We start from the raw sequence: 12,876 nt of genomic DNA, 5'->3' as shown, positions 1-12,876 counted from the left end.
ATTCTCCCGAGATGCGACGGTTGTCGGGCCGTGTCAACCTTGTCGAGGCCCCATCCCCACAAAACTCCAGGAGGAGTAACCATGGGTGCTTTCGATCAGTTCAACGACAAGGCCAAGGACTACGCCGAGCAGGCCAAGGGCTCGATGGGCAACAAGCGGAACAAGTCCGCCGACGGCCAGGGCCAGGAGCGTGCCGAGCGCGGCGTGCAGCAGGAGGGCCGCGAGCGTCGCTCCGGCGTCGAGGACCAGGCGCGCGAGCGCATGGACCGCGAGTCGCACGACGAGTCGCAGGACGACTGGGCCTGACGTCGACTTGAGCTGACCCGGGTGCGACGCACAGGCGTTGCGTAGGCGCCGAGCACGCACCGGACGCGGAAGGGGCGTTCCCGCAAGGGGCGCCCCTTCTGGCGTGCCGTCACCCTCGCCGCCATGGAGGCGGACGCACCTCGCCGCAATGGGCGCCAGGCGCACAGCGCATCCATGGCGGCGAGGTGAGCGTCCGGGGCCAGGGGCCAGGGGCCAGGGGCCAGGCGTCAGCGGCGGGGCCGGGACCGCGGGGGCAGGGGCGGACGGGCCCGGTCGGGGCGCGTGGCGAGGTCCGGCGGAACGGCCGGCGGGTGCTCGTCGAGCAGAGCCAGCGCCGTCCGTACGGCGACGGCGAGTTGGCCGTGGCGGCCCTCCGCCCAGTCCAGCGGGGTGCGCAGGCACTCGATGTCCGGCGGGACGCCCCGGTTCTCCACCGACCACCCGTACGCCTCGAACCAGGCGGCGTTCATCGGAACGGTGATGACGGAGTTGTCGCCCAGGCGGTGGCGGCCCGTCATGCCGACCACACCGCCCCAGGTGCGCAGCCCCACCACCGGCCCCAGGCCGAGGAGTTTGAAGGCGGCGGTGATCATGTCGCCGTCGGAGGAGGTGGCTTCGTCGGCGATGGCGACCACCGGCCCGCGCGGGGCGCTGCCGGCGTAGGAGACCGGTTGCGCGTTGCGTGTGACGTCCCACCCCAGCACCGTGCGGGTGAGCTTCTCGATGACGAGTTCGCTGATGTTGCCGCCGGCGTTGCCGCGCACGTCCACCAGCAGGGCGTCGTAGGCGACTTCCTTGCGCAGGTCGCGGTTGAACTGCGCCCAGCCCGAGCCGCCCATGTCGGGGATGTGCAGGTAGCCGCAGCGCCCGCCGCTCAGGCGGCGCACCACCCGGCGGCGCCGGGCCACCCAGTGCTGGTAGCGCAGCGGCCGCTCGTCGACCAAGGGGACGACGGCGATGCGGCGGGGCGCGCCGCGGCCGCCGGGCGGGGTGAACGTCAGCTCCACGGTGGTGCCGCCGGCGCCCGCCAGCAGGGGGGCCGGCCCGGTGTCCGGGTCGACGCGGCGGCCGTCGATGTGGGTGAGCACCGCACCCTCGCGGATGCCGGTGCCGGCCAGCGGGGAGCGCGCCTTGGAGTCCGAGGACTCGCCGGGCAGGATGCGCGCCACCGTCCAGGTGCCGTCCTTGTTGTGCCGGAAGTCGGCACCCAGGAGGCCGATCGGGCGCTGGTAGTGCGGCGGGCCCTCGTTGCGGCGGGCGGGCTGCACGTAGGCGTGCGAGGTGCCCAGCTCGCCGAGGACCTCGCGCAGCAGGTCGGCGAACTCGTCCGGGGTGGCGACCCGTTCGACCAGCGGCCGGTACTGCGCGAGGATGGCTGGCCAGTCCACGCCGCACATGTCCGGTGCCCAGAAGTAGTCGCGGATCAGGCGCCCGGCCTCTTCGTAGGACTGGCGCCACTCGGCGGCCGGCTCCACCTCGTGCAGGATGCGCCGCATGTCGACGTAGACGGTCGAGTCGTCGTCGCCGCGCTCGGTGGCGGGCAGGACCGCCAGTTCGCCCTCGTCGTAGACGGCCAGGCGGCGGCCGTCGCCGCTGACCTCGTACCAGTCCATGTGGCGCACGAGTTCGGTGCGCTTGGACTTGCCGAGGTCGAAGTGCTCCAGGGTGGGGCGGGCGGAGGGGTCGGCCGGGTTGACGAAGGTCTCGCCCAGGGCGCCGGAGATGGGCCAGCGCAGCCACACCAGGCCGCCCTGGACGGGCTGCAGGGAGCTGTACTTGGACGCCGCCACGGGGAAGGGCGTCACCCTGCTGGGCAGGCCCTCGGCCTCCACGACGACGGGGCCGTCGCCGCCGCCCTCGCCGGGGTCCAGGCCCGCGCCCACGGGGCTGCCGTCCACGCGCAGGGCGAACGGCGAGGGCGTCGCCGAGTTGAGCGGCACCAGGTAGGGCCGGCAGCCGAGCGGGAAGGACAGGTCGCCGGTGTGGACGTCGTACACCGGGTCGAAGCCGCGCCAGGACAGGAAGGCCAGGTAGCGGCCGTCGCGGGTGAAGACCGGCTGCTCGTCCTCGAAGCGGCCGTTGGTGACGTCGATGATCGTACGGTCGACCAGGCGCGCGATCTTGATGGAGCGCAGGGAGCGGCCGACGCCCGGGTGCGACCAGGTCAGCCAGGCGGAGTCGGGAGAGAAGGCGAGGTCGCGGACGGGGCCGTTGGTGGAGCGGATCAGCTCGTCGACGGCGCCGGCCCTGGCGTGCGAGGGGCGCGCCTCGAAGCCGCCGTCCGGATCGCCCATACCGGTGGCGACCAGCAGCAGCCGGCCGTCGTGGGACGCGACGGCGAGAGTGCTGCCGTCGGGGGACGAGGCCATCTCGGTGACGCGTCCCAGGCGGCCGACGCCGAGGCGGGCGTGCGGGGTGTCGGGGAAGACGTCGTGAGGTGCCTGGCCGTTGCCGTCACCGTCACCCGATCCGGTGAAGCGGCCGGTGATCTCGGAGGACAGTCGGACAAGCCGATCGGAAGGGGTGACATCCTGCGCATCCGCCGGTTCGCCGACCATCGCGTCGCCGTCCGACGAGTCACCCCTGCCCGCACCGCTGTCGGTACCGTCACCCGTACGGGTGGCCGGGTCGCCGGCCGGTCGGTGACCGGCCGCCGAACGGGTGCCCGCACCCACCGGTACGGCGTCGGTGTCGGCGTCCGCCTGGGGGGCGAAGCCGAGGTCGGCGGCGAAGTCGCGCGGTACGTCGCCGGTCTCCTCCGGGCCGCGGGTCAGGGCGCGTGAGGCGCGGCCGGGCAGGTGGGCGAGTTCGATGCCGTCCTCGCCCTCCGCGTCCGTCACATAGGCGACCAGGCCGGTGTCGCCCAGCATCTCCGGGAGGCGGACGCGCGCTCCTGGGACGTCGCTGATGGTGCGGGCCGGGCCGTCGCGGTGGGTGAGCCAGTAGAGGCTGCCGCGCACGCACACCGCGCTGGCGCGGCCGGTGCGGTCGATCGCCAGGCCGTCGAGGTTGGCCGCGGCCGGGACCTGGTAGGGGCGGCGGCCGCTGCGGGGGCCGGCCAGGAGGACGTCCAAGCGGCGGGGCCGCGCGTCGAAGGAGGCGAGGTCCTCCACCAGCCACAGGTCGCCGCCGCACTGGTAGACCACGCGCTGCCCGTCGGTGGCGGCGTTGCGGGCGTAGAAGTCGGCGTGGTCGGTGTGGCGGCGCAGGTCGGAGCCGTCGGGCAGGCAGGAGTACAGGTTGCCGACGCCCTCGTGGTCGGAGAGGAAGGCGATGCGCCCGGCGGCGAACATCGGCGAGGACAGGTGGCCGCCGATGCCCGGCACCAGGCGGATGCCGTGCAGCCAGAGGCGGCCGGTCGCGCCGCCCCGGTAGCGCTTCCAGGCATGCGGCTCGTGCGGCGGGGTGCCGGTCAGCAGCAGGGTGCGGCGCTCACCGTCGTCGCAGTCCTGGACGGCGATGTCGGAGACCGGCCCCCAGGGCAGCGGACCGCCCGGGCCGCCGGAGGCCGGGACGCTGTGCGACCAGGTGTGGTAGGCGAAGGGCTGGCCGTGGGAGGAGACGGCCAGGACGTCGCCGTCGGGCGTCCAGGAGCACACCCTGGTGTCGGTGCTGCCCCAGTAGGTCAGCCGCCTGGAGGCGCCGCCGTCGACGGGCACCAGGTACACCTCCGGGTCCAGGCTGCGCCAGGAGGTGAAGGCGATGGTGCGGCCGTCGGGAGAGAAGCGCGGCGCACCCACGCGCGTACGGTCGGCCGTCACCCGCCACGCGCGCCCCGCGGCGCTGCCGGCGGCGCCCAGGGGCGCCACCCAGATGTCGTCCTCCGCGGCGAAGCAGAGCAGGTCGCCGTGCAGGTGGGGGAACCGGAGGTACGCGCCGTCGCTCACCCCTCCCATGGTTCGGCGCACCCGGGGGGCCAGCAACTTTTCACGCCGCCGCAAGCCCCCCGATGCGCCTTTGCGCCCCTGGGACGGAGCCCCGCGCCCTTGTGGCGGTGGAGTTCGCGCCCAGGCGGCGGCCGCAAGTGCCTCGCCGCCTTGGTGTCGAGGGCGGCATCCCTGGAAGTCGGGGCGACCGCCCTCGGCGTGGCCGTTACGCCGTCGCGCGGGCCGCCGCGCGCCCTGCCGTGCGGCCCGAGAAGATGCAGCCGCCCAGGAAGGTGCCCTCAAGGGAGCGGTAGCCGTGCATGCCGCCGCCGCCGAAGCCCGCCGCCTCGCCCGCCGCGTAGAGGCCGGGCAGCGGTTCCCCGCGGCCGCCCTCGCCGCCTGCCTCCCCGGAGGGCGCGGGCCCGGCGAGGACCCGCCCGTCCAGGTCCGTCTCCAGACCGCCCAGCGACTTGCGGGTCAGGATGTTCAGCCGCACCGCGATCAGCGGGCCCGCCGCGGGGTCCAGCAGGCGGTGTGGGGCGGCGATGCGCGCCAGGCGGTCGCCGAGGTAGGCGCGCGCCCCGCGGATCGCGGTGACCTGCAGGTCCTTGGTGTACGGGTTGGCGATCTCGCGGTCGCGGGCCTCGATCTCCCGGCGCAGCTCCGCCTCGTCGATCAGGTCCTGCCCCGTGAGGGCGTTCATGCCCCGTACCAGGGCCGGAAGGTCCCGCTCGACCACGAAGTCCGGGCCGTGCCGTTTGAACGCCTCCACGGGGCCGGGAGCGCCCGGCAGGGCCCGCTTGACGACCTCGCGCACGCTCCTGCCCGTCAGATCCGGGTTCTGCTCGGAGCCGGAGAGGGCGAACTCCTTCTCGATGATCTTCTGGGTGAGGACGAACCAGGTGTACCCGTGGCCGGTGCGCATGATGTGCTCCAGCGTCCCCAGGGTGTCGAAGCCGGGGAAGTACGGCACCGGCAGGCGCCGGCCGGTGGCGTCGAGCCACAGGGAGGACGGTCCGGGCAGGATGCGTATGCCGTGGCGGGCCCAGATCGGGTTCCAGTTCTCGATGCCCTCGGTGTAGTGCCACATGCGGTCGCCGTTGACCAGGTGCCCGCCCGCCGCCTCGGCGACGCCCAGCATCAGGCCGTCCACGTGCGCGGGGACTCCGGACAGGAGCTTGGCCGGCGGTGTGCCCAGGCGCTCGGGCCACGCCGCGCGCACCAGGTCGTGGTTGCCGCCGATCCCTCCGGATGCGACCACCACCGCCTGGGCGCGCAGTTCGAAGGAACCGGCCACCTCGCGGGAGCTGGCCCGGCCCCGCTCGGCCGTACTGGGCGCCAGCACCTCGCCGGCGACGCCGTCCACGGCGCCGTCGGTCGTCGTCAGGGCGGTCACCCGGTGGCGGAAGCGCAGCTCCACGCGGCCGCGGGCGACGGCCTCGCGCACCCGCTGCTCGAAGGGCGCGACGACGCCGGGGCCGGTGCCCCAGGTGATGTGGAAGCGGGGCACCGAGTTGCCCGGCCCCGTCGCCAGGAAGCCGCCGCGCTCGGCCCAGCCGACCAGCGGGAAGAGGCGCAGGCCGCGCTCGCGCAGCCAGGCGCGCTTCTCCCCGGCGGCGAAGTGGACGTACGCCTCGGCCCAGCGGCGCGGCCAGTGGTCCTCGGGACGGTCGAAGCCGGCGGTGCCGAGCCAGTCCTGCCAGGCCAGGTCCGCACTGTCGCGGATGCGCATCCGGCGCTGCTCGGGGGAGTCGACGAGGAACAGCCCGCCGAAGGACCAGAACGCCTGGCCGCCCAGGGACGCCTCCGGCTCCTGGTCGACGAGGATCACCTTGCGGCCGGCGTCGGCCAGTTCCACGGTGGCGACCAGGCCCGCCAAGCCCGCGCCCACCACCACGACGTCCGCGTCCAGCGCCATTCGGCCCAGCTCCTCACCCGTCGTTACCCGTCGGTAAAAGTCGTGGGCAGCACGTTACGTCAGGCGGGGCCCGGCGGGTCAGGGGTCTGCGGGGTGCTCTTCGCCGCCCTGGCGACGGATCGGAGCGTCGTCCGAGGCGCCGGGGCCGCGGTTCGCCGTGTGTCGTCGGTGCCGCAGGAGTCTGCGCTCCCTGGTGGCGCCTCGCGCCCTTGGCGGCGGCCTCGCCTCCCAGGAGGCCGCATACGGCACCCAACAGGCACCGCCTGCACGCCTTGGCGGCCGGCAGCCGTCCAAACACCGCCCCTCGTACATTTTTTGACGGCACGTCACTTCGGCGGACACCGCAGTCGGCCCTGCGCTGCGAGGTATTGCCACGAACGAGCGGCCGCCAGGAGGCATCCGGCTTGTCGTGCTTCAAGCATTGACAGGAGTGGGGGGACTCCCCACTATGGGAGCGCTCCCACATTAAGAGCGTGTAACTGAACAGTGACTCTCTGCACCACCTCCCATGACCGCCCGGAGCACTTCGGCGGTCCATCCCCCCAATGGAGGTCGTTCGCACATGGCAGTCCCGAAACTCCGACGCAGAACCGCTGCGCTCTCGGCAGGCGCGCTCGTCGTCGCCTCCGGCGCCGTGGCGGCCGCGCTGAGCACCACCACGGCCGAGGCGGCGACCGCCGGCTGCTCGGTCAACTACTCGATATCCACCCAGTGGGACAGCGGCTTCACCGCCTCGGTGACCGTCACCAACACCGGCAACGCGCTGACCAGCTGGAAGCTCGGCTGGTCGTTCGCCGGCAACCAGAAGGTGACGCAGGGCTGGAACGCCGCCATCAGCCAGTCGGGCGCCGCTGTCACCGCCTCCAGCCTGTCGTACAACGGGACGGTCGCCTCCGGCGGGACCTTCAACTTCGGCTTCAACGGCAGCTACAGCGGGACCAACGCGGTTCCGACGTCGTTCACGCTGAACGGCGTGGCCTGCGGCGGTGGCAGCACCACCGGCGGCAGCACGACGGGCGGTAATACGACCGGTGGCAGCACCACTGGCGGCAGTACGACGGGTGGCAGCACCACCGGGGGCAGTACGACGGGTGGCAGCACCACCGGCGGTAGTACGACCGGGGGCAGCACCACCGGCGGCACCACCCCGCCGCCCAGCGGCGGCAGCCGGGTGGACAACCCGTACGTCGGAGCCAAGGGCTACGTCAACCCGGAGTGGTCGGCGGAGGCGGCCGGCGACGGCGGCTCGGCGATCGCGAACCAGTCGACCGCGGTCTGGCTGGACCGGATCGCCGCGATCAACGGCGTCAACGGTGGCATGGGCCTGAAGGACCACCTGGACGAGGCGGTCGCCCAGTCCAACGGCCAGCCGCTGACGGTGGAGTTCGTCATCTACGACCTGCCCGGCCGCGACTGCGCCGCCCTGGCGTCCAACGGCGAACTCGGGCCGAACGACCTGGCGACGTACGAGAGCAGCTACATCGACCCGATCGCCTCGATCATGTCCGACCCGGCCTACGCCAACCTGCGGATCGTCAACGTCATCGAGCCCGACTCACTGCCGAACATCGTCACCAACGCCAACGGCCAGGCCGGCGGGACCGACGCGTGCGCGACGATGAAGGCGAACGGCAACTACGAGAAGGGCGTCGGCTACGCGCTGGCCAAGCTCGGCGCGCTGCCCAACACCTACAACTACATCGACGCGGGACACCACGCCTGGCTCGGCTGGGACAGCAACTTCGTCCCCGCGGCCCAGGAGTTCCTGAAGGCGGCGACCACCAGCGGCGCCACCGTCCACGACGTCCAGGGCTTCATCACCAACACGGCGAACTACAGCCCCACCGTCGAGCCCAACTTCAAGGTCACCGACACCGTGAACGGCACGACGGTGCGCCAGTCGAAGTGGGTGGACTGGAACAACTACGTGGACGAGCAGTCCTACGCCGTGGCGCTGCGCAACGAACTGGTCAGCGTCGGCTTCGACAGCAACATCGGGATGCTCATCGACACCGGCCGCAACGGCTGGGGCGGCTCGGCCCGGCCGACCGGCCCGGGTGCCACCACCAGTGTGGACACCTATGTCGACGGCGGCCGCATCGACCGCCGGGTGCACGCCGGCAACTGGTGCAACCAGTCCGGCGCGGGCATAGGCGCCCGGCCCACCGCGGCTCCGGCCGCCGGCGTCGACGCCTACGTGTGGATCAAGCCTCCGGGTGAGTCGGACGGCGCGAGCCAGCCCATCGACAACAACGAGGGCAAGGGCTTCGACCAGATGTGCGACCCGAACTACGGCGGCAACGCGCGCAACGGCAACAACCCGACCGGGGCGCTGCCGAACTCGCCGCTCGCCGGCCACTGGTTCTCGGCCGAGTTCCACCAGCTGGTGCAGAACGCATACCCGCCGCTGTCGTGACCTCGCACACATAGGCGCACAGCGGATCCCCCCACCGGGCCCGTGACGGGGCCGCCCCTGGTCCACCCCGGACCAGGACGCGGTCCCCGTGACGGGCCCGCACCGCGCCCGGGGAAAGGATGTTCGTACGATCGGGTGGGTACGAACGGCAGGGGGCGGTCAGGAGGCGCGGCGGATGGACGGCGGGGAGCGCGCACAAGAGGCGCGCGGGCAGGACGCGGGGCAGCCCGGGGCGCTCGCGGGGTCCGGGGAGGCCGGCATCCAGGGTGACGCCCAGGACGGCGTCCAAGGTGGTGCCGAAGCCGACGTCCAGGGTGACGTGGCCGACGGCTGGGAGCAGGTCCGCGACGCCTTTGCCGACAACTTCGCGCTGCGCGGCGACGTGGGTGCCGCAGTCGCCGTCTACCACCAAGGGCGCAAGGTCGTGGACCTGTGGGGCGGCCGGGCGGAGTACGACGGGCAGGCACCCTGGCGGCGGGAGACCGCGCAGACCGTGCGCTCGGCGGGCAAGGGCGTGGCGGCGGCGTGCCTGCTGCTGCTCCACCAGCGCGGGCAGCTCGACCTGGACGCGCCCGTGGGGGCGTACTGGGCGGAGTTCAAGGCGCGCGGCAAGGACCGCGTGACGGTCCGCGAGGCGCTGGCCCACCGGGCGGGCGTGCCCGCGCTCGACGTGCCGCTCACGCCGCAGCAGGCGCTGGACGGCGTCTCCGGCCCGCAGGCGCTGGCCGCGCAGGCGCCGCAGTTCCCGCCGGGGGCCGCGCACGGCTACCACGCCCAGACCTACAGCTGGCTGCTGGGCGAACTGGTGCTGCGGGCCTCCGGGCGCTCGCTCGGCCGCTTCGTCGCCGAGGAGGTCGCACGACCGCTCGGGCTGGACCTGTGGCTGGGCCTGCCGCCGGAGGAGGCGCAGCGGGTGGGGCGCATCGGCGAGGTCCCCACTCCGGAGCCCCCGGCGTCGGGCGGGCTGCGCGCGCGGCCCAAGCCCAGCGTCCAGCAGGCGTACGCCGATCCGGAGTCGCTGACCAGGCGGGCCTTCGGCGCGATCAGCCCGCTGCCGGACGAGAACGACGCCGCCTACCGGGCCGGCGAGCTGGCCGCCTCGGGGACGATCGCGACGGCCCGCGCCCTTGCCCGCTTCTACGGCGCCTTGGTGGGCGATGTGGACGGCGGGGCGCGGTTGTTCGCGCCCGCGACCCTGGCCGCCGCCCGCACCGCGGAGTCCGAGGGCCCGGACCGGGTGCTGGTGGTCAACACGCGCTTCGGCCTGGGCTACATGCTGCACGGGTCAGCCTCGCCGCTCCTGGGGCCCGACTCCTTCGGGCACCCTGGTCGCGGGGGCTCGCTGGCCTTCGCCGACCCGGGCAGCGGGGTGGGGTTCGGCTACGTGACCAACGGTCTGCAGCGCAGTGTGACGGCCGATCCGCGCGCCCAGGCTCTGGTCAGGGCGGTGAAGCGCTGCCTAACCTGACGCGATGACAGGACGCTTCGACACATACGGCGTGGTGGTGACGGGCGGTGCCCGGGGGATCGGCGAGGCGATAGCGCGCAGATTCGCCGCAGAGGGAGCGGGGGTGCTGATCGCCGACCTGGACGCCCAGGCGGCGGAGCGTACGGCCGCCTCCATTGCGGCGGACGGCGGCAGAGCGGTCGCGGTGGGGTGCGACGTGGCGGACCGGGTGTCCGTCGATGCCGCGATCGCGGCGGCCGTGGACGCTTTCGGGTCGCTGGACGTACTGGTGAACAACGCGTACTCGTGCAGCGAGCACCAGGACGACTTCACCCTGGAGAGTGACGAGGCGTGGGCGCGCGACCTCGACATCACCCTTACCGGTGCGATGAGATGCTCGCGCGCGGCCCTGCCGCATCTGGCAGCCGCACCCGACCGCCGAGGCGCAATCGTCAGCATCGGGTCGGTGAACGGATTGTCCTACTTCGGCAACCATGCCTACAGCGCCGCCAAGGCGGGCCTGGTCTCCCTGACGCGCGGTTTGGCCGTCCAGGCGGCACCCCTGGGGGTGCGCGTCAACCTCGTGGCACCGGGCACCATCCGCACGCCTGCCTGGGCCGGACGCGAGGCGGTGCTGGCGGTGGTGAAGCGCTCGTATCCGCTGGGGCGGGTGGGCGAGCCTGAGGACATCGCGGCCGCGGTGGCGTTCCTGGCGTCCAAGGACGCGTCCTGGATCACGGGCGTCACCCTGCCGGTGGACGGCGGCATCCTCGGCAGCAACCAGGGGTTCCTCGAGGCGCTCGCCGAAGGGTACGAGAAGCTCGGGTGACGGCCCTGTAGTGCGCGGCCCGCAAGGATGACAGTAAAGGCGGTCGGTCCGCACCCATGCTGCCGGCACGGATGCGGACCGACGGTCCGACAAGTGAGGGGCAGTCAGGATGTCGAGGCGAGCACCGAGGCCACGATCGGGCCGGCGGAGTCGACGCCCTCACCACCGTTGAGCACCATGGCGGCGGCCGCCACGTGGTTGCGGTAGCCGGTGAACCAGCCGTTCGTCGTACCGGTGCCGTGCTCGGCCGAGCCGGTCTTCGCGCCCACGGTGCCGCTGAGGGTGTGCATCGCCGCATAGGCGGTGCCGCTGGTGACCGTCTTGTGCATCATCAGCTTCAGGTCGTACTGCACGCCCGCGGGCAGCGGTGAGGTGCCGATGTCGGCGCGGTTCTTTATCAGCCGGGTGTCCTGAAGGATCGTCGGCTGGTGGAAGCGGCCGTCGACGACGGTGGCGGAGACCGACGCCATGTTGAGGGTGGTCATCACGACCTGGCCCTGTCCGATCATCTCCGAGGTCTTCTCGTCGCCCGTGCCCCCGGGGATGGAGCCGTCCGAGGTGGAGACGCCGGTGTACCAGGTGGCGCCGAGGCCGTAGTAGGTGCGGCCGGTGGAGGTCAGGCTGCTCGGGGTCAGATCGTCCGAGAGCCGGATGAAGCCGGTGTTGCAGGAGTTGGCGAAGTCCCAGGCGAAGTCGGCGTTCCGGTTGTCCGGGGTGACGTTGTGGTATGGCTTGCCGCCCTTGGCCGCATAGCCGTCGACGCACTGGGAGTGCGTCGAGGGGGTGACCTTGCCGGTGTTGAGCAGCGCGGTGGCCGTGACGACCTTGAACGTCGAGCCGGGCGCCTCAAGGGACTGCAGGGCGAGGTTCTGGCTGCCGGACGGGTTGAAGGCGACGGCGAGGATGCCGCCGGTGCGGGTGTCGAGCGCGGTCACCCCGGAGTTGGGGTGCGCGGTCACGGCTTTTTCCGCGGCGGCCTGCGCGGCCGGGTCCAAGGTGGTGCGCAGATGGGCGCTGACGCCCTTGCGCAGGGTCACCAGCGCCTTGTCGGGGGTGCCGTCGCCCGCGGCGATGTACGTCTCCACCGGGGGCGTCCCCTGGCCCTTGAGGGTGGCCCCGTAGCGGCTGCGCAACTGGTCGGCGATGTCGCCGAGCGAGGGGTAGGCGGACAGGTCCATCACATGGCCGTTGCGGTCGACGATGTCGACGTCCGGCAGAGAGGCGACGCCCGTCACGATGCTCTCGCCGGGCCCGAGTTCGGGGTGGAGCACCGACGGCTGCCACTTCACGACGACCTTGTTGCCGTAGGAGCGCACCGCCGTGAGAGTCGCGGTGTAGCTCCAGGGCTTCGTGATGCCCTGGGCGGAGACGGTGGCGGCGACGTCGTAGCTCACCTGGTCGCCCGACTCCGTGGTCGGGGTGATCTTCAGGGAAGTCACGTGGCCGTCGCTGCGGTACGACGCAAGGGCGGCGCCGGCGGTCTGCGGTGAGTCCGTGAGGGCCGACGCCTTGGTGTCATCACCCGACGCCCAGGCGGCGAGGAAGGCGGTCGCCGCTGAGTGGACCTCCTTGGCGGAGGGAGGAGCGGAACTGATGGGCGAGTTCATGGCCGAGGGCGAGTTCGCCCCCGGGCCGTCGTCCTTCCCCAGTGCCGACCAGATGTTGTAGGCGCCGTACCCGGCGACCACCAGCATCACGGTGAACACCGAAGCCACGATCCCGGTCTTCGTGCCTCGTGACAGGGCCACGAGAACACCCCCCTCCCCAGTTGAACGCGTTCAAATAAGCGCGCTCCCGGCACTGTAGGTGAAGCGCCTGTGGGGAAGGTCTCGGACCGGGCACGGCTTCGTACTAAAACCACATGACCGAAACCCGCCGCTCGCCCGGCGGCCCACACCGGACCGACCGTACGAAAAGCCGCCCGGCGGCGGCAGCGGCAGCGGCACGTACCGCCGGTCCCAGGCGTCAGATCCAGCTGTCCAGCCACATCCTGGCCTGCCAGGATGGGGCTGGGGATCGTCATGCCCGTGTAGATCGGGAAGAAATGGATGAAGTTGTGACAATCCGGCCTGAGGTGTCAGTGACCGGGAGACT

The 12,876-nt window shown here is 72.6% G+C and carries 7 protein-coding genes; 4 read left to right on the top strand and 3 right to left on the bottom strand.

Features of this window, described 5'->3' with window-relative positions; translation table 11 throughout:
- Nucleotides 1-81 precede the first annotated feature (81 nt).
- Nucleotides 82-306, top strand: coding sequence for a hypothetical protein (locus BLR33_RS14840; protein ID WP_093784928.1), 225 nt, complete (start codon nucleotides 82-84; stop codon nucleotides 304-306).
- A gap of 227 nt (nucleotides 307-533) precedes the next feature.
- Here the strand turns inward: BLR33_RS14840 and BLR33_RS14835 are convergent, their stop codons facing one another.
- Together BLR33_RS14835 and BLR33_RS14830 are read right to left on the bottom strand one after the other, a co-directional pair.
- Complete coding sequence (locus BLR33_RS14835) at nucleotides 534-4,202, bottom strand: S41 family peptidase (RefSeq protein WP_093784927.1); 3,669 nt, start codon at nucleotides 4,200-4,202, stop codon at nucleotides 534-536.
- Between the two features lie 196 nt (nucleotides 4,203-4,398).
- Nucleotides 4,399-6,090, bottom strand: coding sequence for an FAD-binding dehydrogenase (locus BLR33_RS14830; RefSeq protein ID WP_093784926.1), 1,692 nt, complete (start codon nucleotides 6,088-6,090; stop codon nucleotides 4,399-4,401).
- Nucleotides 6,091-6,652: 562 nt separating this feature from the next.
- Between BLR33_RS14830 and BLR33_RS14825 the strand changes: the two genes are divergently transcribed.
- The 3 genes from BLR33_RS14825 (at nucleotide 6,653) to BLR33_RS14815 (ending at nucleotide 10,782) form a co-directional block, all read left to right on the top strand.
- A complete protein-coding gene (locus BLR33_RS14825) occupies nucleotides 6,653-8,506 on the top strand; it encodes a glycoside hydrolase family 6 protein (RefSeq protein ID WP_093784925.1) in 1,854 nt (617 codons plus the stop codon).
- Nucleotides 8,507-8,681: 175 nt separating this feature from the next.
- Nucleotides 8,682-9,974 (top strand): serine hydrolase domain-containing protein, encoded by a 1,293-nt coding sequence (locus tag BLR33_RS14820; protein WP_093784924.1) that lies wholly within the window; start codon nucleotides 8,682-8,684, stop codon nucleotides 9,972-9,974.
- A gap of 4 nt (nucleotides 9,975-9,978) precedes the next feature.
- Nucleotides 9,979-10,782: an SDR family NAD(P)-dependent oxidoreductase gene (locus BLR33_RS14815; RefSeq protein ID WP_093784923.1), complete on the top strand. Its 804-nt coding sequence runs from the start codon at nucleotides 9,979-9,981 to the stop codon at nucleotides 10,780-10,782.
- A gap of 104 nt (nucleotides 10,783-10,886) precedes the next feature.
- Here the strand turns inward: BLR33_RS14815 and BLR33_RS14810 are convergent, their stop codons facing one another.
- The gene (locus BLR33_RS14810; RefSeq protein WP_093784922.1) at nucleotides 10,887-12,530 is read right to left on the bottom strand and encodes a penicillin-binding transpeptidase domain-containing protein; all 1,644 of its coding nucleotides are present in this window, start codon (nucleotides 12,528-12,530) and stop codon (nucleotides 10,887-10,889) included.
- Between the last annotated feature and the right edge of the window lie 346 nt (nucleotides 12,531-12,876).

Origin of the sequence: Actinacidiphila guanduensis, from assembly GCF_900103985.1 — a bacterium.
GTDB classification, from domain to species: domain Bacteria; phylum Actinomycetota; class Actinomycetes; order Streptomycetales; family Streptomycetaceae; genus Actinacidiphila; species Actinacidiphila guanduensis.
The sequence above is the reverse complement of the archived record's forward strand: the minus strand, read 5'-3'. Positions and strand labels throughout refer to the sequence as shown.

Bases quoted from the DNA above. Each gene is read 5' to 3' on its own strand.
- BLR33_RS14840 (WP_093784928.1), top strand. From the start codon at position 82: ATGGGTGCTTTCGATCAGTTCAACGACAAGGCCAAGGACTACGCCGAG.
- BLR33_RS14820 (WP_093784924.1), top strand. From the start codon at position 8,682: ATGGACGGCGGGGAGCGCGCACAAGAGGCGCGCGGGCAGGACGCGGGG.
- BLR33_RS14830 (WP_093784926.1), bottom strand. From the start codon at position 6,090: ATGGCGCTGGACGCGGACGTCGTGGTGGTGGGCGCGGGCTTGGCGGGC.
- BLR33_RS14825 (WP_093784925.1), top strand. From the start codon at position 6,653: ATGGCAGTCCCGAAACTCCGACGCAGAACCGCTGCGCTCTCGGCAGGC.
- BLR33_RS14815 (WP_093784923.1), top strand. From the start codon at position 9,979: ATGACAGGACGCTTCGACACATACGGCGTGGTGGTGACGGGCGGTGCC.
- BLR33_RS14835 (WP_093784927.1), bottom strand. From the start codon at position 4,202: ATGGGAGGGGTGAGCGACGGCGCGTACCTCCGGTTCCCCCACCTGCAC.